26 protein-coding genes are annotated in these 24,611 nt (G+C 45.0%); 11 read left to right on the forward strand and 15 right to left on the reverse strand.

Annotated elements, in window-relative coordinates:
- Nucleotides 1-14: 14 nt before the first annotated feature.
- Both LN737_RS17720 and LN737_RS17725 read right to left on the reverse strand, forming a co-directional pair.
- Nucleotides 15-545 carry an HD domain-containing protein gene (locus LN737_RS17720; RefSeq protein ID WP_405511131.1) on the reverse strand — a complete coding sequence of 177 codons (531 nt, stop codon included), beginning with the start codon at nucleotides 543-545 and terminating at the stop codon, nucleotides 15-17.
- A gap of 96 nt (nucleotides 546-641) precedes the next feature.
- Entirely contained in the window at nucleotides 642-2,240 is a 1,599-nt protein-coding gene (locus LN737_RS17725; protein ID WP_405511132.1) for a sodium:solute symporter, read from the reverse strand.
- Between the two features lie 237 nt (nucleotides 2,241-2,477).
- Between LN737_RS17725 and LN737_RS17730 the strand changes: the two genes are divergently transcribed.
- From LN737_RS17730 to hemF, 4 genes are all read left to right on the forward strand, one after another.
- Nucleotides 2,478-2,879 carry a nuclear transport factor 2 family protein gene (locus tag LN737_RS17730; RefSeq protein ID WP_405511133.1) on the forward strand — a complete coding sequence of 134 codons (402 nt, stop codon included), beginning with the start codon at nucleotides 2,478-2,480 and terminating at the stop codon, nucleotides 2,877-2,879.
- 529 nt (nucleotides 2,880-3,408) lie between these two features.
- Nucleotides 3,409-3,891, forward strand: a complete 483-nt coding sequence (locus LN737_RS17735; RefSeq protein ID WP_405511134.1) for a hypothetical protein — start codon at nucleotides 3,409-3,411, stop codon at nucleotides 3,889-3,891.
- A 289-nt stretch (nucleotides 3,892-4,180) separates the two neighbouring features.
- Entirely contained in the window at nucleotides 4,181-4,807 is a 627-nt protein-coding gene (locus LN737_RS17740) for a helix-turn-helix domain-containing protein (RefSeq protein ID WP_405511135.1), read from the forward strand.
- A 54-nt stretch (nucleotides 4,808-4,861) separates the two neighbouring features.
- Nucleotides 4,862-5,788 carry an oxygen-dependent coproporphyrinogen oxidase gene (gene hemF / locus LN737_RS17745; RefSeq protein ID WP_405520437.1) on the forward strand — a complete coding sequence of 309 codons (927 nt, stop codon included), beginning with the start codon at nucleotides 4,862-4,864 and terminating at the stop codon, nucleotides 5,786-5,788.
- Nucleotides 5,789-5,961: 173 nt separating this feature from the next.
- Here hemF and LN737_RS17750 read toward each other — a convergent pair whose 3' ends face one another.
- The 6 genes from LN737_RS17750 to LN737_RS17775 all read right to left on the reverse strand — a co-directional run bounded on the left by LN737_RS17750 (nucleotide 5,962) and on the right by LN737_RS17775 (nucleotide 10,944).
- Nucleotides 5,962-6,168, reverse strand: coding sequence for a hypothetical protein (locus LN737_RS17750; protein ID WP_405511136.1), 207 nt, complete (start codon nucleotides 6,166-6,168; stop codon nucleotides 5,962-5,964).
- Between the two features lie 421 nt (nucleotides 6,169-6,589).
- Nucleotides 6,590-6,742, reverse strand: coding sequence for a hypothetical protein (locus tag LN737_RS17755; RefSeq protein WP_405511137.1), 153 nt, complete (start codon nucleotides 6,740-6,742; stop codon nucleotides 6,590-6,592).
- A 160-nt stretch (nucleotides 6,743-6,902) separates the two neighbouring features.
- Nucleotides 6,903-7,448 (reverse strand): hypothetical protein, encoded by a 546-nt coding sequence (locus LN737_RS17760; protein ID WP_405511139.1) that lies wholly within the window; start codon nucleotides 7,446-7,448, stop codon nucleotides 6,903-6,905.
- 879 nt (nucleotides 7,449-8,327) lie between these two features.
- A complete protein-coding gene (locus LN737_RS17765; protein WP_405511140.1) occupies nucleotides 8,328-8,900 on the reverse strand; it encodes a putative colanic acid biosynthesis acetyltransferase in 573 nt (190 codons plus the stop codon).
- Nucleotides 8,901-8,946: 46 nt separating this feature from the next.
- The gene (locus LN737_RS17770; protein ID WP_405511141.1) at nucleotides 8,947-10,203 is read right to left on the reverse strand and encodes a WcaI family glycosyltransferase; all 1,257 of its coding nucleotides are present in this window, start codon (nucleotides 10,201-10,203) and stop codon (nucleotides 8,947-8,949) included.
- A 45-nt stretch (nucleotides 10,204-10,248) separates the two neighbouring features.
- Nucleotides 10,249-10,944 (reverse strand): sugar transferase, encoded by a 696-nt coding sequence (locus LN737_RS17775; RefSeq protein WP_405511142.1) that lies wholly within the window; start codon nucleotides 10,942-10,944, stop codon nucleotides 10,249-10,251.
- A gap of 574 nt (nucleotides 10,945-11,518) precedes the next feature.
- On the opposite strand from LN737_RS17775, the gene LN737_RS17780 reads away from it, so the two are divergent.
- The gene (locus LN737_RS17780) at nucleotides 11,519-12,700 is read left to right on the forward strand and encodes an acyltransferase (protein ID WP_405511143.1); all 1,182 of its coding nucleotides are present in this window, start codon (nucleotides 11,519-11,521) and stop codon (nucleotides 12,698-12,700) included.
- 87 nt (nucleotides 12,701-12,787) lie between these two features.
- On the opposite strand, the gene LN737_RS17785 is transcribed toward LN737_RS17780, so the two are convergent.
- The gene (locus tag LN737_RS17785; protein ID WP_405511144.1) at nucleotides 12,788-14,173 is read right to left on the reverse strand and encodes a DUF4249 domain-containing protein; all 1,386 of its coding nucleotides are present in this window, start codon (nucleotides 14,171-14,173) and stop codon (nucleotides 12,788-12,790) included.
- Nucleotides 14,174-14,361: 188 nt separating this feature from the next.
- Nucleotides 14,362-14,760 carry an inner membrane protein YiaA gene (gene yiaA, locus LN737_RS17790; RefSeq protein ID WP_405511145.1) on the reverse strand — a complete coding sequence of 133 codons (399 nt, stop codon included), beginning with the start codon at nucleotides 14,758-14,760 and terminating at the stop codon, nucleotides 14,362-14,364.
- Between the two features lie 323 nt (nucleotides 14,761-15,083).
- Between yiaA and bioB the strand changes: the two genes are divergently transcribed.
- The gene (gene bioB / locus LN737_RS17795; protein WP_405511147.1) at nucleotides 15,084-16,085 is read left to right on the forward strand and encodes a biotin synthase BioB; all 1,002 of its coding nucleotides are present in this window, start codon (nucleotides 15,084-15,086) and stop codon (nucleotides 16,083-16,085) included.
- 80 nt (nucleotides 16,086-16,165) lie between these two features.
- On the opposite strand, the gene LN737_RS17800 is transcribed toward bioB, so the two are convergent.
- Nucleotides 16,166-16,930 (reverse strand): hypothetical protein, encoded by a 765-nt coding sequence (locus LN737_RS17800; protein ID WP_405511148.1) that lies wholly within the window; start codon nucleotides 16,928-16,930, stop codon nucleotides 16,166-16,168.
- A gap of 212 nt (nucleotides 16,931-17,142) precedes the next feature.
- On the opposite strand from LN737_RS17800, the gene LN737_RS17805 reads away from it, so the two are divergent.
- The gene (locus LN737_RS17805) at nucleotides 17,143-17,916 is read left to right on the forward strand and encodes a UDP-2,3-diacylglucosamine diphosphatase (RefSeq protein WP_405511149.1); all 774 of its coding nucleotides are present in this window, start codon (nucleotides 17,143-17,145) and stop codon (nucleotides 17,914-17,916) included.
- 18 nt (nucleotides 17,917-17,934) lie between these two features.
- Here the strand turns inward: LN737_RS17805 and LN737_RS17810 are convergent, their stop codons facing one another.
- The 4 genes from LN737_RS17810 to LN737_RS17825 all read right to left on the reverse strand — a co-directional run bounded on the left by LN737_RS17810 (nucleotide 17,935) and on the right by LN737_RS17825 (nucleotide 20,777).
- Complete coding sequence (locus LN737_RS17810; protein ID WP_405511150.1) at nucleotides 17,935-18,663, reverse strand: carboxypeptidase-like regulatory domain-containing protein; 729 nt, start codon at nucleotides 18,661-18,663, stop codon at nucleotides 17,935-17,937.
- Nucleotides 18,664-18,767: 104 nt separating this feature from the next.
- Nucleotides 18,768-19,601: a phosphatidate cytidylyltransferase gene (locus tag LN737_RS17815; protein WP_405511151.1), complete on the reverse strand. Its 834-nt coding sequence runs from the start codon at nucleotides 19,599-19,601 to the stop codon at nucleotides 18,768-18,770.
- Nucleotides 19,582-19,800 (reverse strand): putative signal transducing protein, encoded by a 219-nt coding sequence (locus LN737_RS17820; protein WP_405511153.1) that lies wholly within the window; start codon nucleotides 19,798-19,800, stop codon nucleotides 19,582-19,584. The genes LN737_RS17815 and LN737_RS17820 overlap by 20 nt, the downstream gene beginning before the upstream one ends.
- A 95-nt stretch (nucleotides 19,801-19,895) precedes the next feature.
- A complete protein-coding gene (locus tag LN737_RS17825; protein WP_405520439.1) occupies nucleotides 19,896-20,777 on the reverse strand; it encodes a CPBP family intramembrane glutamic endopeptidase in 882 nt (293 codons plus the stop codon).
- 246 nt (nucleotides 20,778-21,023) lie between these two features.
- Between LN737_RS17825 and dusB the strand changes: the two genes are divergently transcribed.
- The 4 genes from dusB to LN737_RS17845 all read left to right on the forward strand — a co-directional run bounded on the left by dusB (nucleotide 21,024) and on the right by LN737_RS17845 (nucleotide 24,601).
- Nucleotides 21,024-22,013 carry a tRNA dihydrouridine synthase DusB gene (gene dusB / locus LN737_RS17830; RefSeq protein ID WP_405511154.1) on the forward strand — a complete coding sequence of 330 codons (990 nt, stop codon included), beginning with the start codon at nucleotides 21,024-21,026 and terminating at the stop codon, nucleotides 22,011-22,013.
- 81 nt (nucleotides 22,014-22,094) lie between these two features.
- Nucleotides 22,095-23,003 (forward strand): DMT family transporter, encoded by a 909-nt coding sequence (locus LN737_RS17835; protein ID WP_405511155.1) that lies wholly within the window; start codon nucleotides 22,095-22,097, stop codon nucleotides 23,001-23,003.
- Between the two features lie 112 nt (nucleotides 23,004-23,115).
- Entirely contained in the window at nucleotides 23,116-23,613 is a 498-nt protein-coding gene (locus LN737_RS17840) for a biotin/lipoyl-containing protein (protein WP_405511156.1), read from the forward strand.
- Nucleotides 23,614-23,644: 31 nt separating this feature from the next.
- The gene (locus LN737_RS17845) at nucleotides 23,645-24,601 is read left to right on the forward strand and encodes a sugar phosphate isomerase/epimerase (RefSeq protein ID WP_405511157.1); all 957 of its coding nucleotides are present in this window, start codon (nucleotides 23,645-23,647) and stop codon (nucleotides 24,599-24,601) included.
- The last annotated feature ends 10 nt before the right edge of the window (nucleotides 24,602-24,611 follow it).

Raw genomic sequence — 24,611 nt, forward strand, 5'->3', positions numbered from 1 at the left:
TGATATAAGCAGTTTCAGCGTTTAAAGATAGGAAGCGGATTGAAGGGATGTTTCAGAAGATTTTTGGCCGTTTCCCGCACTAGAAAGAAATGAAAACCACGGTTAGGCAACATCCGCCTGTTCTGACGGATTTTCTGTGTATCGATTCCGAACGTAAATACACCCAGTGAAACATCAATCCAGTCCGCTTTCCGAAAAGTCTCCACCAGTTTTCCGAATTTTCCCTGATACGTACTCAGTTTATGATGCCAGTAAATCATCTGGCTAATTTCGTCTGTCCAATCCTGTCTGCCGATGCTGTGCAAATAGATTTTGGCTTGTTCAATGGATGGATTCAGGTAATCAAAGGTATGATCCGTCCAGATACCAATGTCATGAAAAACGGCAGCAAGGGCGTATTTTTCTTCGTTTAGTTTATTATCATCCAGCAATAAACAACTTAGAAATACACGGTAGACATGATTTCGGTATCGGTCGAAATCTACGCCAATGGAAAGCCTGAATTTCTCCAGCAGTTCTTCGATCAGGGGATAGGGATAGTGCATGGCTGATACGGTTTGTGTCGGGACCGGCCCTGAAAAAATCGTTCCTCAGTCGATTGGTTGATTCGTTCTTCAACTCAGTTAAGCGGATAAACGCACTCATTTCGTCTGAATTTCAACATCAGCCGGTTCTGCTTCAGTACGTCGTAGCCGGGTTAGCAACAGCCCTACCAGAAAAATCGTGAGAGTACCGATCACGATAATCATACTGGGATGAAACGGACTACGTAACGCGGCAAAGGCATCGGGAAGCTGGCTCGAAAAGGTCATCCAGATAATGACCAGCAGCCCAACGATTGTTGCTGTCAGCGCTTCCGCATTCCGTGTAGACCGGGAAATCATTCCGAGCAGAAACAGACCCAGCATGCCTCCGGCAAAGATGCCTGACAGCAACCACCAAACATCGAGTACGCTTTTGATGCCGATCATGGCGATGCCGGTACCCATGCCCAACAGCCCGAAAACAGTTGTGGCGACATACAAGATTCGCATTGCCCGCCCGGGTGTCAGATCAGGATTGATGTAGCGTTGGTAGATATCGACCGAGAAAACCGTGGCCGACGAATTCATACCCGAACTGATGGTACTCATCGCGGCCGACAGGATAGCCGCAACAATCAGGCCCACAAGACCGGCTGGCACTTTATTGACCATGAAATGCGGCATTACTTTATCGCCAATATCGGCGGGGCTAAGCGTCGCAGCCAGTTGGTGAATGGCCGCCTGACTGCCGTTCGGTAATCGTTCGGTGGCAACCTGAAGTTGCACAGCCTGTAGCAAATCTGGATTGGCCTGGTAATAGGCATATAGGCAGGAGCCAATCACAAAAAACATAAGCGAGGCTGGTACGTAGAGATACACACACAGCCAGATCGAACGGCTGGCTTCCCGCGTCGACGTAGTGGTATGGTATCGTTGTACGTAGTTCTGGTCCATCCCGAAATTATTCAGATTCATAAAGAACCCGTACAGCAGCACTACCCAAAACGTCGATTGCGTGAAATCAGGAGCAAAACTGCCGAGGCTAAATTTATGGTCAGCCTGTCCGATTGCCAGAATGCGATCAATGCCGCCCGACATACCATCCACAACCAACCACAGAATCAGTAAGGCACCAGCCGTTTTGATTACGCCCTGAACAACTTCCGTCCAGATAACTGCTTCCATACCCCCCAGTACCGTATAAATAATGATACAGGTGCCAACAATCACCATGATAGTTGCCATGGGGTAGCCCGTCAACGCTTGCAGACTCAGCGCAATGCCAAAGAAAATAGAGCCCATGCGAGCCAGTTGGGTAAGCAGAAAACAGCCAACGGCGTAGGTTCTGGCCCAGGGGCCAAATCGATGTTCGAGATGCGTATACGCTGATACTTCGCCCGTATGCCGATAAAAGGGGACAAAAAACCGGGCAGCAACCCAGGCGGCTAACGGCATAGATAAGCTAAAAACAAACGAATTCCAGTTGCTGCCAAATGCCTTGCCCGGCACACCCAGAAACGTATTGCTGCTCAGGAACGTAGCATAGATCGACATACCAATTGCCCAGCCCGGAATCTTTCCCGAAGCGGTGGTGAACTGATCGGCGTTCTGATGACCCGAACTCTGATTTTTTCGGGAGAAATACACACCTACTGCTACCATGCCAACCAGATACAGGGCGATAACCAGTAAATCGATAATAGGGAGAGATTTCATTATTGACTGATACGTTCCTTCTATAAAACGCCCTGATGGCGTATTTATACTACGTAAAAAAGCGGGAATGAACTATCCATTTTTTGAAAATTCACGCAGTCGCTGCGTTTGGATACAACGAGTTGTGTGGTTTTATTGGCGCTTCAAGCCGTAGTTTCTGCCCCTCATTTAGCTAAATTTTCTGTTGAGTAACAGCTGGCTATTTTTAACCGTCAACAACAGTAAAATTTATTATCCATGATCGATTATCATAAACTTATCCAGGAGCATATTGCCCAATTTAACGACCCCAATGCATCGATTGATGACGTAATGTCCCTTATGCATCCCGACATGGTCTGGCAGGAAAAGCCTAACCTGTTTGTACCGAGCGGGCGCACCCACAAACGAGCCGATCTGTCTATATTTTGGGAACGGGGTCGAAAACTGCTATTGAACCAAACGTACACCCTGCGGCAAGCGCTGGTAATGGGCGATTCGGCTGCCATTCAACTGGATTGGGAAGGAACAGTTGCGCAGGCGATTGGCGACTTCAGTGCCGGGCAACAGTTGCGAGCTCCGATTGCTATTTTTATGGAATTTCAGGACGGGCTGATTATTCGGCAAACGGATTATCCTTGTTATTACCCGTTTAAATAGCACCAATAACGGGCTGAAATAGGCTAAATACAGAAAAGTACTTTTCCAAGAAACTATACGTCACATCGACTAAGTTACGAATGTCGATATTTTAGATCAGTAGATTTATTTGCGACAATTGAATTAGATTCAGGTTTCTTTTTTTATGAATAGTTAAAACCTCAGCTTATTTATTATGTTAAGGTTTTAACGTTTTTATGAAAAAGTAGACAGATTGATTCAAATTTTAATTCGTATCAAAAGGAAAACATGTATGGAAATAGATAGGTGATCTTCGTTAAATGCAATAATTATTCAGAATGTAAAGAACTGTTTATAGGATTATTAAAATAAAACGTACCATATAAAACACAGGCATTTGATTAGGGGTGTGGCAGCGATTACAGGATTTATTAGAAATAAATGTAAAAGAATCAAAAAATTGTGTCTGAGCTAAATTTTTAAAATTTAAATATGTATTAACTTTTTCGAAAACATACTTACTATATTTGCGCGAAGTCGATATACACTCAATAAAATACGTCATCGAATGAAAGCGAAACAAATTCGGTTCTTCTCGCCAAACGAGAATAGCGAAGCTACAAAGAAAGAAAAGAAAGTTACGGCTAAAGCTGAACCGGTTAAAGGCTATATTTCAGCTGCAGGTAAGCTGGTGTTTCCAGATAAAGCTATTGCACAGTTAGGCTTTGATCCCAACAATAAACAGTTTAAAGTCGGTACGCAGGATGGCAAACGGAAAATAAAATCTCTGTTTCTGATTCCAGCTGAGGCCGGGCAGGATGAAGCGTTTGAGATGACGAAAGGTGCGAAAAGCTATAGCATTTCATTATCGTTTATTTTGCAAAAAGGTGGTATCGATTTTGCAGCGGAGAAATACGGTTTTACCATTAAACCCTTTGATTATGAGGGCGGTGTAACCGGCTTTGAGCTTAAGCTGGCCAGCGAAAGCCCGAAGCCGGAATATACTGGTAAACCTCGTGGCCGAAAGCGCCAGGCTCCCGTTTCAGAATAATTCGCTTGCCGTTATTGGATATTTTATGCGAACTGAATTATGCCAGATCAACAAAAAAAGCGGACAACCTGTCCGCTTTTTTTGTTAGCTATATACCCGCACTTACTAATGTTGATTACGTTATTTAAGCATAAATACTCTGTGGTAATATTCACCAGTACTGTAACTTATTTAAATAATTTTAGTGATCGGATACGTGTGCGTCATCTGGTATTAGTAGTTTTTCTGTTATTGCTTTCCGGATTAATGATAAACAACAACAAACCATAATATGTAAGGTTTTCTGAATATGACTCGACATGAACTTGATAATCTCATTGAGCAGGGAGAACATACTCGGTTAGAATTTAAACGCCAGCTTTCGTCGGCCCAGCGTATTGCCCGAACATTAGCTGCTTTTGCCAATACCTCTGGTGGTACGTTACTGATTGGTGTTGCCGATAATGGAAAAATTGTGGGCGTTCCTTCTGAATTTCGTGAAGTGAGTAAGGTTGAAGAGGCTACCGACCGATTTATTGAACCGGCCCTCGCCATTAGCTACGAAACACTTTCGCCCGATGGTCGGACCGTATTAATTATCACTGTACTAGAAAGTGATGAAAAGCCTCATTACGTTTTAGATGAAGCCGGGAAACGCACTATTTACGTACGGGCGAAAGATAAATCGGTACCTACCCATAAATTTATTATTACTACTGATGCGGCAAATACTGAATTAATTAAATCGCCAATGACACGAACATTAATTCAGTATTTGCGTAAAAATGAGCACATTACCGCCGATCGTTTTGCAAAACTTATCAATGTTTCCGACTATCGGGCGGGTAAATTTCTCAGGCAGCTTGCCGAGCGGGGATTGCTTATTCTGATCGACAAACCGCGACCCATCCGGTATGCGCTCAAGTTGGCCGAATAGTTGATCGGTGAAAGTGTCGGTAAGTCGCGCCGTGTTTGCGAACTTTGTGGCATGATGACTTCTGACACTCTGATCACGAAAGAAACGATCACTACTTTTTTTAAGGATTTGCAGGACCGAATCTGCGGGGCGCTGGAAGAGGCCGATGGGGAAGGTCATGCACAAACCTATCGGTTCCGGGAAGATACCTGGGAGCGGCCGGGGGGCGGTGGCGGCCGGTCACGCACACTGAGCGATGCCAACGTAATTGAAAAAGGAGGGGTGGGGTTTTCGGCCGTATATGGGGAGGCCACCGATGCTACGTTACGTTCGCTGAATCTGACAGAACCTGCCGAATTTTACGCCACCGGTGTATCCATCGTTCTGCATCCGCGCAGCCCGATGGTCCCGATCATCCATATGAATGTCCGTTATTTTGAGATGAGCAGCGGGCATTGCTGGTTCGGAGGAGGCATCGATCTAACACCCCACTACGTACTGAACGAAGATGCGCGCTGGTTTCATCAAACGCTTAAAACCGTTTGCGACCGTCATGATGCCAGTTATTACCCCAAATTCAAAACCTGGGCTGATGATTATTTTTACATTCCCCATCGGCAGGAAACCCGGGGTATTGGCGGTATTTTCTTTGACTATCTAAAGCCAGCTGACTCGTCTGATAAAGCGGAATTGTTTGCCTTTGTCCAGGATGTGGGGAATGCTTTTGCCCCGATTTACACGCACTTTATGCACCAGAATCGAAATCTTCAGTATGGCGAGCCCGAACGTACTTGGCAGTTACTGCGTCGTGGGCGCTACGTTGAGTTTAATCTGGTGTGGGATCGGGGCACGAAGTTTGGCCTTGAAACCAACGGACGCACGGAATCTATTCTGATGAGTATGCCTCCGCAGGCAAACTGGATTTACGACTACCATCCTGAACCGGGCAGTCGTGAGGAAGAAACACTACGTTTGCTCCGAAAAGGGGTAGATTGGGTTTGATGCAGCATTGAGAAAACCGGCAGAAATGAATACACACTGGAATAACTTTCTGATTGATTTCTGCCGGTTTGCAACGCCCGATATCATCCGTGCGTATTGACGAATAGATAAGCTTTATTACATGGGTCGAAAATGTCAGTTCTGATAGGGCTGACATTTTTTTGTGCGATTAATCAGGAATTTACCCCTGACTCTTCGCCACTGTGCAGTTTGGTTAGCTTGGTAGCATCAAACTGCTGCTCTTCGGGCTCATCTTCGTTACTATTAACGCAGGTAACCGTACGACCATCGGCACTAACGGATTTGACCGTCATTGGTGCGCTTCCCTCAAGCACGGCCACCTGATCGCCGGGCTGAAATTGTGTGGGTGTATCTGCCATCGTTGTAAGGTTTTTGAATAGCTTATGAGAAATAGGTTATTGGTCATTATTGATTGTCAACGCCAATCTTATTCGTAACTACAATTAGGGAGCTGTGGTTTTTTGTGACCGGTTTGTATAACATCTTTATGCGCCCACTATTCTATATGAGGAGACTTAAAACCAAATCCTAAACGAATTTTAAGGTGGGGTCTTTTCCCAACCAACTCAAGCATTGCTCAACTAGAAACAACCGGGATTCAATGAACTTGCAAGCCCGACGAAGTAGGTCCAAGCCCTTCCTGAAAAACGAATGAGACTTATAACCATTGGTCTTTAAACTAGTTGGGCTACGTGCGTATGATGGTAATAGCCAACTTATTAACAGAAAACAAAGGCTAAACTCACTATAGCCATCTGCATTTTGGGCCGATCTGACCTTTTAAGTGAGCTCTTCCAAGCGAAAATCCCGCTTTTTGAGACGTTGGAAAAACATCTCGATGCGCCACCAAAACCGGTAATAGGCGACGAGTTTTTTCTCCCCCAAAGGCCCGCCGACCAACAACCAGTCACCCTCCAGTTGTTTTAAAGCCATTCTTCGAGCGTAGCGAAAGAGCGATTCATTTGCTTGCGGAATTAGCCATTCCCGGAAAACAAGCTCAAATGAACCAGGAAGTGTTGACGTTTTGTAAATGCCTTTGTCAGCTTCAAATCCACTTACAAACTAAATTTTTATTGGTTTGGGCGATTTTTCATCATTTCCATTCCCAAAATAGGTTCTCGGAATATATGATGTTTTGCTGGGCAGCAATTTCTTTCAATTCCTGAATGAGTGCATCCAACTGATCAACTTTAGATTTTGGAATTATGAAGGTTGAACCTGATTTGAATTTCGGGAAAATATAGTCAGCTATTTCATCTATTCGTTCGATTTCTGAGATTAGTACGTTTGTTTCTCCGGTGTGATCGGAAATTAATAAGCCCTCAGGATTAATATCTACAGTAAACTGTTTATTAAAGCGATTTTTGTAAGCTTCTATCAGATTTTTTCTGTAAAACCTTTTGTAGAACCATTTTGAATAGGCAGGATAAAAGAAAAAATAGAGGAGTGAAAAGCCTAAAAAATAATACGCCAGGAACGTACTATTGTAGGAATAAAAAGCCAATCCCAAGCCTAAAAACGCTATTGGCCAAATGATCCGATTTCGTTGCCTATATTTTCGTACTCGTTCGTTATTAGACGCCACAAAAAGTTGCTGTGCCAAATAATCTGCTTCCGAGAGGCTGTAAGTCAGGACCATAGTATGTTAGTTTGACTTCCTTAGATGATATTGTATAGTCATAATCTTTGACAATCCTTCGGATTACGGGGGCGCCCGTGCGCTTCGTCCAAGCAATGTTCCGTTCCATTACCTACCCCTTGGCCACCGCTACAAAGCCCCGAACTGATTCAGGGCGAGACGCTTTTTCTAAATCAAGGCTCCATTTAGCCAACTCTTGAGCGAACACGCCATTATAAGATTGATCACCATAGACTTTCACCAAACGCTTCCTAACTTGCCAAAGTAAGTCACTAACCAGCGGTACGGCTGAAGGACCATCCGCAGGATTTGCAGCTTGGACATCTGGTAGCCCTAAACGCCCTTGGGTGTTAACGAAGAGTTGCCTTTTGTGGCCGCCCGTGCGGCCCCGCATCTTCTCATTTATTAGCCTCGAGACATCGGTGCCAACTTAACACCGCTCTGGCGACCCGGGCTACGAATCAATACATACTACAGATGGATATGCTTCTTTACCGACGCGCTTACGGTTAAGTTGATTTACAGCCAGATTGATTTGCTTAACAAATCCATTTTGTTTCCAACGTCTGAAACAATAATAAAAGGTTTGCCAATTAGGTTACTCGGTAGGCAGATTGCGCCATTGGCCCCCTGTGGGTAGCAGTCACAAAATACTGTTTACAATCTGTCGTAAATCATGAGTTCGCTGACGATCAAGTCGTAAAAAGGAGAAATTGCATCCCACTGGGCGTCGGTCAGTGGGATGCACTCTTTGGTAATTGTTTTACATGTTAGTTGTTACAAAAATGGCTCGACGCTCAGCCTTTAATTTCCAAACAGATGCTTAGGTGTGTATGCACTTTTCTAAGCAGAATGACAAGAAAATTCAGGCACAATTCATCACCTGTTACGTTCGGCTACCGAGACCTCTTTGACCACTCTGTTTTTTAATGGCCGGGCCGGAGAACCAAAACAAACTTTATTGGCTGGAATGGATTTAAAAACAGATGATCTTGCACCGATCACACTACCATAGCCAATTGTTACACCCGGCGCTACAAAAACATCCGTTGCTAGCCAGCATTTATCTTCAATGAGTATTGGGCTTATATCGATACGAAAATTTTCACTTAAATAATCGTGTGACCCTGTACATAAATAACTTTTTTGAGATATAACTACATCGTTACCAATAACAATTTCATCTAAATTGTATAGATTGACATCTTCGCCAATCCAGCTATAATCGCCAATAGTTAATTTCCAGGGGTATAGGATTTGAGCGGAAGGACGAATATTTACATTCTTGCCAATTTTAGCGCCAAATATCCTTAGTATAAATCGTCTCCAGGCATAAAATAGTTGCGGAGATGTATAAAACATCATTGATCGTACTATCCACCAGAGTTGTACGTACCAACCTGAACGGCCACGAAAATTTTTGGGGACATTGAATTTACTTAGGTCTTGCATATTTGTTTCAATAAAACTCCGGGCAGAATAAAGCACTTATATTATTCTATGATACGCTCATAACCTGCGAAAGAAAATTGCTAATGACGATATTTATATCTAGATACTTTAGGGCAAACTCACGCGCATTCTTCTTAATCTCAATAGGATCGGTGTCTATTATCTCTACAATCGAAGTTGTAAGCGCTTTTACGTTTTCCTGTTCAATAATATATCCTATTTTGTGATTAGAAATAAGATTATGTAAACTTGTTGTTGCAGTTGCTGTCACTATAGCCAATCCACCAGCTGATAAGATACTTGTTAGTTTCGATGGCATAACTAAATCATTAGCATTACTTCTCTGCAACACTAAGTGTATATCGGCAATGTTTAATAATTCATTATACTTTTCAATAGGTAGCAAATGAATAAAACTTATATTATCGAGCTTTAAGTCTTGGACGGTCTTTTTAAGTTTGTTAAAATAAGGACCTGAGCTACAGATTATAAAATTTATATCTTTACGGAAGTGTAAATTACTCGCTACGTCAAGTAAATCCTTTAAGCCCTGTTTCTCACCTATTGCGCCTGAATAAAGAACTATCTTCCGGTCTAATGGAATGTTTAATTTGTTCTTTATGGAAATTTTTTCTTTAACTGGATAGATTATATCCGTATTAACCCAGTTTGGGAATAAAATCACAGGTCGATCATATTTTTGTTTTATTTTCTTTATCATCCCATCTGAGATACTACTTACATAATCTGCATTTTTTAAAATAGCTAATTCACATCTAAACATTAACTTAATAAAGGGTTTCCATCGGATCATGCCTAACTCATGGGCCGTGTCTACTTGCAGGTCCTGAATGTGGTATATAAATTTTGTGTTCTTAAATAATCTAATTAATAACCCAGAAAAGCCAAGTAAAAAGCAGGGCGATATCACAATGACGTAATCATACTTTCTAAACGCCATTAAATATATTACCTGACATAAAGAACTAATAACGAACGACAAATCAGAAATTACCCGCTTCAGGCCCGTTGGTATTGAGGGCACAAAGTGTGGACAGCGATAAATAATTGCGGGTGCAGAATGATCCATTTTTTTTAACTCCTTCTTATACCAATATGACCTATAATAATTTGTTGAATGTATACGCCAGTATGGAGAATATGGATACGGTACAACCGCAGTACATTGATATCCGTTTTTAGATAGCCAGTCTATCATCTCACCGTTATATTTCCCAATACCGGTTAATTCTGGAAAGAAATAGTTACCGATTAATAAAAATTTCTTTTTGTCTCCTTTCATAAATTTAATTGGTTGCTTTAATCACTGTCTCCCAATCGAAATTGACTAATAGGCTCCTTTGCCAGAAATTACGCTAATCGGTGTAATGAAAATTATTTTTAGGTCTAGTAATAAATTGAATTTTTTTAAATATTCGGTATCATGTACAAACATAAATTCAGCACTTGTATTATGCTCTCTGTCCCTAATTTGCCATAGTCCAGAAATACCCGGTTTAATCAAGCACCGTACGTTATAAAATTGTGGATAATGTGTTAGCATAGAAGGTACCAACGGTCTGGGTCCAATTACGCTCATATCACCTTTCAGTACGTTGAAAAATTGAGGCAGTTCATCGATACTTGATTTACGAATTATTTTACCAACGGAGGTTATACGACTATCATTTTTGCTTTTTTTAATAATTCCAGTTGACTCACTTAATATTACGTCAGTATGTTTACTATTTATCACTGAATTATTATAGTTCATAGAGCGAAATTTGTAACATTTGAAATGGTGTCCATTTAAACCTACTCTGTATTGACTATATAATACTGGTCCCTTAGACGTAATCTTAATTAGCAGAGCTGTTAACAACATTACGGGCGAGGTAATCATAATGATCATAGCTGAAAAAACTATGTCAAAGATCCGTTTTAGAACTAATTGAAGGCTCTTGCTATTTAATGAAGCATGCAATAATTCCAATTCTGCAGAACTGATACTTACATCTTTTACGTAATTGTCTTTCATTTTCATCTTACGTTGAACAGTGAGTGAATGTGTTGCTTATATAATTAGATACATGAGTAATTACACATTATTCATAGGTATCTAATTAATAATAAAAGTTTTTACAGTTTATTTATTTTTTTTACACAACTGTATTCAATTATATTATCAAGTACAACGACATCTGTTCCTTATTTTTAAGCTTATACTTTATCATTAAAAATTAATTAATATTCATATTGTTATATAGAAAAATATTAGTTACATATGTTATATATTCAGTACGTATTGACTTGAAAGGTAAAATCAAATTTTATTTACTATGCTCTTTTTGTTTTATATTTATTAAGCGTTGATTTTCTGCGCAGATGTATCCTTTTGCTGCTTAATATGGGTAGTTTATATAGCGTCTTTAGTGAAAGAAAATATAAAATAGTTCGCTAATATGCACTTTATGTTTTGGTATATCAGGAATTAGTTACCGGAGCCAATCAACAAAAATACTCCTTGCTAAAATGAAACAGGAGGCTAAGATATTTTGAGGATAGATGCAGCGTCACTCTATTTTTTGTCTCATTAGGATACATAATGATTCTCTTTTATGAAAACCAGTAAGGCGCGGGCTGTTTGGCTTGACTATTTACGTTCGTTTATTACCTTATTGGTTGTTGCGCATCATGCGGCTTTAGCGTATCCCACCTTCGCCTATTTTAACCCGGCGCATTATATCCGGTCGACAGCTCCAGTCGTTGATGGCAGTCGATGGTTGGGCATGGATAGATTCATTGGCTTTAATGATTTGTTCTTTATGCCGCTCATGTTTTTCATCAGCGGATTATTTGCTTATCGTGGACTTGACAAAAAAGGCGTAAAAACGTATTTAACGGATCGATTTATTCGGTTGGGCATCCCTTTTCTGATTGCCGAACTGTTGCTTATCCCGGTAGCTTACATGCCCTCTTTTTATCTGTCGACACATTCAACTGGCTTTATTCCGTTTGCTACTGATTACATCCACAACCAGCAGTGGCCTGCTGGTCCGCCCTGGTTTATCTGGTTGTTGCTCGCTTTTAATGGGATAGCAGGGCTTATTTTTAAGTTTTGGCCCCATTTCTTTACGTCTGTAGGGAACGGGTTGGCAAACCTTAGCAGGCATCCTATTAACTTTTGTGCGGTAATTTATGGCCTGTTTGCGCTCAGTTTGATCCCGTTGAGTTTATGGGTGGGCCAATACACCTGGGTAGGTAATTGGGGGCCCTTTGATTTTCAACTAAACAGGCTACTATTCTATCTGCTATTTTTTCTGTTGGGTAGTTGCCTGGGAGCCACGGACTGGCAGCAATACCTGTTCAGGAATGGTAAACTGTTCGGTAAAGTCTGGTGGCTCTGGCTGGCTCTAAGTCTAGCATACTACGTATTGGTAATCACGGTTTCGACGTTTGGAGAAAACCAGGTCAAGCAGCATAATCTAACGGCCATTGAAGGGTACTTTCTGTATGACCTGGTATTTGTAGCGAGTTGCCTGGCCAGTATCAGTGCCTGCCTGAGTTTTTTTAAGCAAAAAATAAACGTACCATCCGCTGGCTGGACTAGCCTGTCAGACAATGCCTATGGTATTTATATACTTCATTATCCGTTCGTTACTTGGCTTCAATTTGCCCTCTTAGGGGTTAGTCTGCCGGTAAGCCTTAAGTTTCTTTTCGTCTTTCTGGTAGCATCGAGCCTAAGTTGGTTGGGCAGCCGGTTTATCAGACGTAGCGCCGTTGTGGCAAGCGTGCTCTAGCCAGTCGTCAGTTATGGTTTCAAGTCGGTTTATTTCGCGTACAACCCAAACAAGCCAGTTATGATACGTTTAGTTTAGTGCGAGTCGTTAGTCGCGCCAGCCCTCTGGTTTATAGGGCGTCCGGTTGTCGCTTTGAAGACAGGGAGCCGTTGGGGGCCGGTCGGCGTTGGGCCATAGTCGAACCTTGGCTTTTTCCCGCTCGCCCAATGGCGGGGAGGGCTCAGGGTTAGGTTGACGGCCATTGAGAGAATAGAACAGGTAATCACCCGAATTTACGTAGGAGCCTTTTGGGGGCGTCGTATTGATAGAGCCTGTGGCGCCATAGGCGAGCCCCTGTGTGTCTTTGCGGTCCAGCCAATAATGAACCTGCGAAACCGCCGAAACGGTAAAATAGCCTACCAAGGCAACCTGCGGACGATCAACCTGATGGACATTACCACCTAAAGCAGTGGGTGGGCTGTCGGCCAGACCGCTTGATTGCTGATTCTGGTCGGCAAACAATTTATAGTACTGATACGCATCCGCTGTCAGCGATAATTGACGGATATCAACCAGGGCTGGCTGATAATCGTAGAAAGGAATATGGGCCACTGGTTTTCGGGAAATCAAACCGCCATTGGAGTGAACATCGTCGAACACAACCTGATCGTAGCCGTAAATAATTTCCCAGCAAGCATTTCGGCAGGGATAATCATAAATCCAGTTTCCCTGAGGAACCACCGGCGCATTGGGGTCAGCCTGCGAAATGCCGGATGGGGGTGTGAAGCAGTCTTCGAAGGGTTCAGTCCCCGTTACAAAGTAATCTTTATCTTTATACACGCCGGGTAGCACTTTGTAATAGGAGTACGTTCCCTGCCTACAGGATTTGCACCACGACTGACGTTCATAGAGCCGCCATTCCCAGCGATAATAATTGTGCTGCTCTACTGGGTCCTGACTGTCAATAAACAGATCATGGCCGGCTGTATAATTGGTTAATTGTAATGAAGACAGACTGGTTGGATTAAACTGGGCAGTCACGGTGGTTATTGGCGGAATGGGCTGCATAACCTGCTGCGTCGAAATATAGCTCGTTCCATCACTTAACTGAAAACGTAACTGATACGCATGGCTGACCAGACCTTTAAAATCGCTGGGTAGTTGATAGCTGCCATCCTGCGTTTCATGACAGGTAACCTGCTCCGAAGAATCCACCACTATTTCTACGGTTGCTCCAGTAATAGGAAACGTCTGAAACCGGCCGGAGAGCCGATCCGCCCGTGATCGGTTTAGCCTGATTACCTGTGGCTCAGCCCGGTTGGTCAGGGTACCGTCTACGACCAGGATATCATTTGTAGACTGGAGGCTAATGTCTTCCAGATTTATACATGCCTGAAAAGCTGTAAGAGAAATAAAACAGATAAGCCTGAAAAGAACAGTTGAGGTATGTATGTGCCGGGTAGTAAGTGAGCAAAATCGCATCGGCGAACCCATGAGCAGTTGAGTTGTACTTTCTACTAATAGACGTAGCGACTGGGTTTTTACTGATGCAGCGGATTAAATTAGATCCGATAAAACAAAAAGGCCAAAATTCCAATAGCGACCTGATACGTCACATTCGGAACCCTGACCTGTTTGACCTGGTACTTACTGAATCTTACTCTCGGTATGAAGTGGATAGATTACACTGTTTTTGGCGATTCCTGATTGTCTCTGGTATTTTTCTGAACGGCGATAGCGCCGAATAAGGCAAGTAGAAAAGCGAAGGCATAAAAGCCTTTTTCGCTGGGCAGCAAAGTCGCATTCCAGAGACCAATTGTCAAAAGTGTAATGGACAGGATTGTTGAAAACCAGCTGATTCCATAATATATATCCGTTACGGGGAGCCCTTCCAGCCGATCTCTAACGCTTTTTTGTACAGATACTACGGCAAAAAGACCGAACATTAAGACGGTGAAATAAAAGCCTTTTTCATTCAATAGCATGTCGGATCGCCACAGTCCGATCAGGTACCCGAACATGCCTGTTCCGAGGGCAAACCATGAAGCGCCAACAAAAGCGGCTGATGTTTTCTGGTTCATTGTAATTGGTTTCCGTTAATGGTTTAGTAAAGTTGCTCTGACAAAAGTAGCTGCGTGTAATTCTATCCGTTAGTGAGACTTTCTAACGGGTTCCTTTGAGGCTACAATTGGTTCGTTTATGGCATCAGTTGGTTATCGTATGCTCGACCTGGTAGGTAACAGCTATTCCAAAAGATGCCCAAAGGCTGGGAGAATGCAGCGATCTGAATCTACGGATTGTTCATATGACAACAGCCAGTACGTTTATTATTTGCCCATTTTACGGCGATCAACTACTTTTGAATTACGTCCGCGATGACGGACTGTTTTTGAACGTATACCTTATGACTGTTCTACGTACCGATTGGACTCGCGCTGAAATTGCCGACATCTATAATTCTCCTGTTCTGGATCTGATCTATCGAGCGGCTACTGTGCACCGTCAGCATCACGATCCACAAGAGGTGCAGGTTTGCACACTTTTGTCAGTCAAAACGGGTGGCTGCCCCGAAGATTGTGCATACTGCCCGCAGGCGGCCCGGTATCATACCAGCGTGAAGGTGCATAAGCTGATGGAAGTAGATGAGGTATTGACAGCGGCTCAGCGTGCCAAAGACACGGGTAGTACGCGTTTCTGCATGGGCGCGGCCTGGCGTGAAGTACGTGACAACCGTGATTTCGACAAAGTGCTCGAAATGGTGCAGGGGGTCAACGAAATGGGGCTGGAAGTTTGCTGCACTCTGGGTATGCTGACTGAAAGTCAGGCGCAAAAGCTCAAAGATGCCGGCTTGTATGCCTACAACCACAATCTGGACACGAGCGAAGAGTTCTACGGAGACATCATCACGACCCGCACTTACGATGATCGGCTGGATACCCTCGGCCACGCCCGCAAAGCTGGAATATCGGTTTGCTCAGGCGGAATTATCGGAATGGGCGAGTCTGAGCAGGACCGTATCGGCATGTTGCACACGCTGGCTACCTTACCACAGCATCCGGAGTCGGTGCCCGTCAATGCGCTGGTACCTGTTGAAGGCACACCCCTCGAAGATCAGCCGCGGGTATCGGTTTGGGAAATGTTACGTATGATTGCGACGGCGCGTATCATTATGCCAAAAGCAATGGTACGTCTGTCGGCTGGCCGGGTTCGGATGAATACCGAAGAGCAGGCGTTGTGCTTTTTAGCCGGTGCCAACTCTATTTTCGCTGGCGACAAGCTTCTGACGACACCCAATCCCAATGAGGATGCCGATCAGCAACTGTTTCAAACCTTGAACATCCGGCCACGCAAAGCCTTCAAAAATAGCGATCAGCCGGCTGTTGTATTCGAGCAGATTCCACTCTGAGTATGCTGGTTTCGTCCATACATGAGAAGAGGGCTGGAAATCATTTCCAGCCCTCTTCTCATGTATGGACGACGGTCGCCTTACAGACGCTTCAAATATTCGTTCTCGGAAATTTTATCGATTAGTACTTCAGCCAGCGAGGTTGCCTGTTCTTTCTTAACTTCGGCCTTGCCCTTCGTTTCTACCGTAACACTAATGATGTGGTTGTTGTATAATACGTGCATGGCGCCGGTCGATGAATTCCAAACGGCTTTGTCACCAATGTTGGGGACGGCTTCATAACTGCCTTTGGTAACGGCTGGTTTGGTAAGGGGGAGCGTAGCCGCTGGCACACCAGCATGTTCAGGATGTTTGTTATCCGTATTGGTGTGCGTTGAATCAGCCGCTGACCCTTCTGCATTGGTCCCTTCCGTTTTTGGACCTGCTTCCGATGAATCCGCCATTACAGATTCTTCGACAGGGGCTGTAACAGTTGCCGCTGGGGCTCCCTGATAGAGTTTATCAAATATATATTCAGCTTTATAAACAGACGCAAAGGGCCGTTCGCCACCAAAGGCAACCACTACTTTATTGCCGCCCCACTCGAAGGCACAGCCTTCATGCATATGTTCTTCGGCCAGTTCGGTTTTTTCGTCAAGATTGAACGTATTGCGAACATATTCTTCGCCCAGAATATTGCAGGGTTCGTCGTAGTTGAAATCGACAGAAAGCATATTTACACCCGTAACCCGCTTGGCATGGATAGGGCTGGCTTCCATTTGGCTGGCTGGATCAGATGGCGTACTAGAACTATTGCAGGCGAAACACAATACAGGAAAAGCGAGTATCAGTGATTTGATTTTCATAAGATGTTCGGAGAAAGCCCAAAAATAGCGTTTTCTTAAATACCATTTTAGCTACTCCGATGTTTTTGCTACATCGGCTGCCTGGTCTGATATAAATTCGATACGACTGGGAGGCATTTATATCGAGCTAAAGGCTAAATACTGGTAAAGTACAACGACTATGTGCGATAACCGTGTTCGTTACGTAGTTTTGTAGCCGAATAACCGCATTCATGTCTGCTATCGAAACCATTCCACTTTCTCCTGGCCGCAAGGCTTATTTTGCTTCTGATTTCCACCTTGGTGCGCCTGATATTGTTCAGAGTCGTCAGCGCGAACAGCAAATTGTAAACTGGTTAGAACATATTCGTACAGATGCCGAAGTGATTTTTCTGGTGGGCGATATCTTTGATTTCTGGTTTGAATACAAAAAAACCATACCAAAAGGGTTTGTCCGCCTGCAGGGTAAACTGGCTGAGCTAACAGATGCTGGTCAACGGGTTATCCTCTTCACAGGCAACCATGATATGTGGATGGCGAATTACTTTACCGACGAAATGGGTATTCCCGTGTATCGGCAGCCTCGTACATATATGATCGGAAATAAGCAGTTTCTGATTGGTCATGGGGATGGGCTTGGACCGGGCGATGCTACCTATAAGAAACTCAAAGTAGTATTTGAACACAAGCTGGCTCGAAAACTGTTTCGCTGGCTGCATCCTGACATTGGCATCTCGATAGCCAGCGCCTGGTCGAAGCAGAGCCGATTGAGCCATTATGACGAGATGAAATCGAATGGGCCTGAGTCAGAATGGTTATTCCATTATAGTCGGTCTATCGAGCAGGAACATCACCACGACTATTACATTTTCGGACATCGGCACGTACCCCTCGATCTGGAAATTAATCCAGAGAGCCGCTACGTCAATATTGGTGAGTGGATTTCGGCGAAAACCTATGGGGTGTTTGATGGGTCAACCATGAAACTTCAGAAGTGGAAACCCTAGCTTACGGTACGTCAGACGTTAGTTACCATCCTGTAAAATATCTTTCCGGGATACGTTTTCGCGGGGGGCTTTGTTCAGTTCATTACGCCATTCCTTATTCTTGAAATCCCCGCGTTTGACGGAACGGATAAAATTAGCCCAGGCAAAGGGGTTCGTAAACGAGAAGGTAGGGGTCTGGCTTCGGCCAATGACCGACTCCCGCCCGAAAAACTGCTGATTGACAAAGTTCTGGTGGTTGGCCAAGGCACCCATCGGCATTGTAGCGGCCTGTCGCATGATAGCCTCCGGACTGGTATTTCTGGCCAGATTTTCGCGCTCTTTTTCATCAGGAAGCTTCAGATTCACAAAGGCATCTTTAAACAACTCCTCCGTTGCATAAGGATAGACCTTAACCTCCGCCAGCGTTTTTACGTCCTCCTGCAACGCTACCACCGCCGAATACGTAAGATCAGTTAATCGGCTGGGGATAATGTGATACTGCGTTTTGAAGCCAACGTAACTAAAAATGATACTGTCGCCAGGGAAAACGGGCAGCGCAAAATAGCCATTAGGTGCCGACAGAACGCCACGGCCAGCTTTCGGAATATAGATGTAAGCACCAGGAAGTGGCTCATTGGTACGACCACCCGTCAGGAATCCGGTGAACGTAATCTGGCGTTCCTGGCCTTGCGCCTGTGCGGTGGAGAATAATCCGCCCAGGAAAAATAACACTAGAACGAACCCGATTAACGTTAACAAATTTTTCATACACCTCCTGTCTATACTACAAAGTAAACGAGGAAAAGGCAAGATATGGTTTCGGTTACCCGAATTTTAAGAAATTTAACACCATCCGCCTGACCTTCCAGACCTCAGGCAAACAGCTTGAGAAACGTAATAATAAAGGGAGCCGCCAGTAAAAGCCCATCGAAACGGTCAAGAAAACCGCCGTGCCCCGGAATGCTGCTACCTGAGTCTTTTATGGCGATGCTACGTTTGAACAACGACTCAACCAGGTCGCCGTAGGTGCCTGTTACAACAATAATTCCTCCCACACAGTACCACTGCCACGGCTTTAGTTCAGGCGCCCAGAAAGCCAGTCCCAGAGCTACCGTAGCCGCGGCTGCAGCTCCGCCCAGTGCGCCTTCCCAGGATTTCTTTGGGGATACTCGTTCAAAGAGTTTCCGACGCCCAAATTTAGTGCCGGCAAAATAAGCACCAATGTCGCTGGCCCACAGCAGCAGCAGGCAGCCCGTAATCAGCATGGGGTGAAAACTGCCGCCACGTAGCGCCAGAATGATAAGCAACGCAAACGGCATCGCTACGTATATGATACCCAGAAACGTAAAACCGATATTTGTGAACGGCTTCATGTCCCGTTTTTTGTACAGCTTTATCAGGAAAATCATTGAGGAGGCTGGACAAATCAGAAAATAATGGCCCGTACTGATTTGATCGGTTTCAATGAAATAAGCCAGCACACAAATCATAACGCCGACGAGCGTACCGTAGGCGGTAAGCGGTTCGAAACCATCGAGACCCAATAATCGGTAGAATTCCCGCTGGGTCAGGGCACTAATCACGCAAAAGAGTAAGGCAAATGTCCAAGCATTGTACCAGATCATGAAAATAATAAACGGAACCCCAATGACGGCTGCAATAACCCGCTGCTGGAGGTTCGTCATGTTAGCTAAACGTTGCTTCATTCTCTAAGATTACTTTTGCCAGAATTGCGTCTTTTGTCAGTACGTGAACTTCGCTTTTGCCCAGCCCAATTGAGGGGTAACTACTGCTTTGCCTGTTTATAACTACGGCAGGAATATCATGTTCGAGCAATAAGGCTTTTGCCAGTTCTGCCCGATGGGGAAGGGGTGTTGTGTAGATGGATTCCCAGGTTTCGTTCATGGCTAATGGGCTTCGGTTTATTGCGTTCTGTTACAAGGGAGATTAGCTGTAAGCGAGGCCTGTGCCCGCTCATGCTGAACCGGATTCTGTTGTTCTCAAACACGGATTTGATTTACCTTTTTGAAATAATACAACATGCCTGCTGTACAGGCAAAGGCGACCAGAGCGCTTACTATGGGTACTGACTCAGTACTTTCGATATCCATTGAAATTAATTTTTTCTGATACAGATAGACCATAAACACGGTGAACCCATTGTTGACAAAATGGGCCAGAATCGGCACCCACAAATTTCCCGACCAGAAATATAAATACCCGAAGAGTGCTCCGAGCAGCATCCGCGGGAAGAAGCCCAGAAACTGTACATGAATGGCACTGAACAGAGCCGCCGACAACCAGATGCCAACGTGTGCATTACCGGCCCAGTAACTGAAATTGCGTTGAAGTATGCCGCGAAACAGGACTTCTTCACCAATAGCGGGGATCACCGCAATCACCAGCATTGCCATGAGCAGTTGCCCGGTATTCTGAAAGGTTGTCAGGTATTTGGTAATGCCTTCCAGATTTTTCTCTTTATCGCGTATCCATTGTTCGATAGGAGCCAGAGTCTCGGGCAGGTGGAGATTTTGATTCCATTCAATGATCAGCCCGTCGAACGGCATAAAGGCGATGACGATCAGCGCAACCAGGCCAAAGCCAGCCACGGCCGAAACCGGTTTGTAGTTAAACTGCTCCCAGCTACGTCGCTCTATTACGTACCAATACAGCAACGCGGGTAATAGAAACGTACCTAAATGGTTGACGGCTTGAAGGATCATCAGTTCGTACCAGCTATTGGGCGATGCGGCCGGATTCGCTGCCAGATCGCTCAGGTACACTTGAGCCTGCTCCAGACCCATGCCTTTGCTGACAGCCAGAATACCGAAGAGAAGCAATGTGCTGACAACACCCCCGATGAGGATAAAACCAAGGAGCATAATCAGTCCGCCAAGGGTAGGAGGACGCGATGTGGAGCCTTCCGGCGTATAGATGGGTTGCATATTTCCCGTAAATTTACACACTCATTCGCAGAATCGCCATAAGGGAACCATTTCCGACTTTGGATTGTGCTAAAATGAAAGAATAGGCATTGCTCATTACGTACTTGGCGCCATTTAATCGGTATACTGTAGAATGGATATTCACGGATTACTCAAGGACGTAAGGCATTCGACACGTAGAATATGGTAACAATTGGCAATATACAACTCCCGGATTTTCCGCTTTTGCTGGCCCCTATGGAGGATGTCAGTGATCCGCCATTTCGGGCGGTTTGCAAAGCCAACGGCGCAGATTTGATGTACACTGAATTTATCTCGTCGGAGGGATTGATTCGGGATGCTGCGAAAAGTGTACAGAAGCTCGACATTTTCGAATATGAACGACCTATTGGTATTCAGCTCTTTGGCTCTGATGTGGAGACGATGGGAGAATGTGCCCGTATTGCCACCCGCGCCAATCCTGATCTGATTGATATTAATTATGGCTGCCCGGTGAAAAATGTTGCCTGCCGGGGCGCAGGAGCCGCTTTGTTGCAGGATATTCCCAAAATGGTTCGGATGACCGAATCGGTCGTAAAAGCCACTCATCTGCCCGTAACCGTCAAAACGCGGCTTGGCTGGGATGAGCAGACAAAAAACATTGGTGAAGTAGCCGAACGCTTGCAGGATATTGGTATCAAAGCCTTAACGGTTCATGGACGGACGCGCGTTCAGATGTATAAAGGTGATGCTGACTGGACGCTGATTGGCCGTATCAAAGAAAATTCGCGGATTCAGATTCCTATTTTCGGCAATGGCGATATCGACTCGCCCGAAAAAGCCCTCGAATACAAAAATCGGTACGGTGTCGATGGTGTCATGATTGGTCGGGCTAGTATTGGCTACCCCTGGATTTTTAATGAGATTAAGCATTTCACTCAAACGGGGCAGCACCTTCCTCCGCCAACCATCGCTGACCGGGTAGCCGTCTGTCGTCAGCATCTTGACTTTTCGATTCGCTGGAAGGGTGAAATTGTCGGGCTATTCGAGATGCGTCGCCACTACGCTAATTATTTTAAGGGCCTGCCCGACTTCAAACCTTACCGGATGCAGCTCGTCACAAGTGACTCGTACAGCGACGTGGGGGCTATTCTGGACGAGGTTCAGGAGAAATATAGTGTTGAGCTGGTATAAAAACATGCTGGGCTCAATGTCTTGATGCGCCCTTGCTGATACCATCTCGTTACGTTCCTGCTTACTTCTAATCCCGCCTTTATGACAACCCAGGAGCCCGTTGTTTTGCCGCAAAAACGCCCCTTGCTTGCCTGGGTGCTGCTTTGCTGCCTGGCGCTCGTGTGGGGTAGTTCGTTTATTCTGATTAAGCGAAGCCTGGTCGCTTTTCAGCCGGAACAGGTAGCTGGTGGGCGACTGGTGTTTGCGTTATTGTTCTTTTCTCCCTTTCTGGCAGGGCAAAGCCGTCAGGCCGACGTACGGGCTGCGGTCCGGCACCGATGGGTGGCCTTATTGGCTTCGGGCATCGTTGGGTTTGTCATTCCTGCCTTTTTATTCGCTGAAGCGGGCGTCCATTTAAATAGCTCACTGGCTGGCGCATTGAATTCGCTCAGTCCGTTGTTTACACTGATTATTGGTGGTGTATTTTTCGGGCAAGTGCTCAAAATCCGGCAGGTGGTTGGTATTTTGCTTGGCCTGGCAGGCTCCTTGTTGCTGGTGTTTTTTAGCGCAACGGGTTCGTTTCAAATCAACGGATACGCTCTGCTGGTCGTATTGGCTACGCTGTGTTATGGGCTAAATACCAATCTTATTGGTCGGTATTTGAAGCACTTACCCGCAGTTGTGTCAACTGCCTGGCTGTTTGCCTTTGCCGGGCCAATTGCCCTGCTCACACTGATGCCAACGGATTTTCTGGATCGAGTGCTCGCTAGTCAAAACCGATGGTCGTTAGGGGCACTGGTAACACTTGGCGTATTTGGCTCGGGGTTGATGTCTATTTTTTTTAATCGGGTCATGCAGTTGTCATCCCCTTTGTTCGCGGCATCCGTTACGTACCTGATTCCTATAGTGGCTCTGCTTTGGGGGTTCCTCGACGGCGAAACCATATATACCGCCCAGTTCGCAGGTATGGGTATCTGTTTACTCGGTATCTGGCTAGTAAATAAGTCATAGCGACGACTTAACTTAGGGGCGCGGGGTTTATGTAAGATCTGGCACAAGGCTAACTTTCGACATACGGTGCATCAGATACAGGCTGACGTAACGTAGCAATAAAAACATCTTCATGTACACAACAACCCTTAACAATCAGTTATTTACAGTCGACTTCTCTGCTGAAAATCCTGTGCTCAACGGTGAGCCATTCCGGTGGGACCTGATAAAGCTAACGGATCGGACCTTTCACATACTGCATCAAAATCGTTCTTACACGGCTGAAGTCGTAGAAATGAATGCCGTAGAGAAATCCGTTATTTTAAAAATTAATGGTCAGCTTCATCAGGTGCAGCTCAAAGATCGCTTCGATCTGTTGCTCGAAAAAATGGGCATGAGCAGTGCCGCCAATGCAAAGGTGAATGATTTGAAGGCTCCGATGCCGGGTCTGATTGTTGGAATAAATGTAGAGGTAGGCAACGAGGTGAATAAGGGTGATAGTTTGCTGGTGTTGGAAGCCATGAAAATGGAAAACATGCTGAAAGCCGCAGGTAGTGGAACCATAAAATCCATACGTATTGCCAAAGGCGATCGGGTTGAGAAAGGACAGGTATTGGTAGAATTTGCGTAAATCATGGTTTGTAAGCAAAGCGCTTACTGCCATGGAACACCCATATTCCCGTCGCCATTTTCTGAAGCAAACTGCCCTTACTGCCGGTACGTTGCCATTGTTGTCATCGGCCCTGTCGATACCATTCGCCACAGCTGATGCGGAACTGCCCGATGTGCATATTTTTTCAAAACATCTGCAGTTTCTGAATTATACCGACATGGCCGATGCCGCCGTCAGCATGGGGTTTGCGGGTGTGGATCTGACTGTGCGGCCCGATGGTCACGTTAGCCCCGAACGAGTGGAGGAACAACTGCCAAAAGCCGCTGAAGCCCTGAAAAAAGCGGGTCTTTCCCCAAATCTGATGACCACAGCCGTCGGCGACGTAACGAACCCTGCTGACAACCTATTGCTAAAAACTGCTTCCAGATTGGGTTTTCGGACGTACCGGATGAAGTGGTATCAGTACGATTCGAAGCAATCCATACCCGAAGATCTTCTCGTATTTCAGCGTAAAATCAAGGCACTTGGCGAGCTGAACAAAACCCTGAACTTAACGGGCTGCTATCAGAATCATGCGGGTTTACTGGTAGGATCATCCGTTTGGGAAATCTGGGAAATGCTAAAAACAGCCGCGCCGGAAAGTATGGGTGTTCAATACGATATCCGGCACGCAACCGTAGAGGGAGGAGAGTCCTGGCCAAATGGACTGCGATTGCTTCAGCCGCAGATAAAAGCCCTTACGATAAAAGATTTTCGCTGGGAAAAGAAAACAACCGGCAAATGGACCGTGCAGGACGTACCACTGGGTGAGGGGATGATCGACTTTAAAACGTACTTTAACTTGCTTAAAAAAAGCCAGTTACGTGTACCAGTTACTTTACATATCGAGTACCCGGCAGGTGGAGCCGAACACGGAGCGACGAAGTTGTCAGTGTCTCAAAATGAAGTGTTTACAGCTATGAAACGCGATCTGAAGCGGTTTAAGGAACTTTGGCTGGCGGCTTGATCCTTTCCGT

The sequence above is a fragment of the Spirosoma sp. KNUC1025 genome (assembly GCF_045160025.1).
In the GTDB taxonomy this organism is placed as follows: domain Bacteria; phylum Bacteroidota; class Bacteroidia; order Cytophagales; family Spirosomataceae; genus Spirosoma.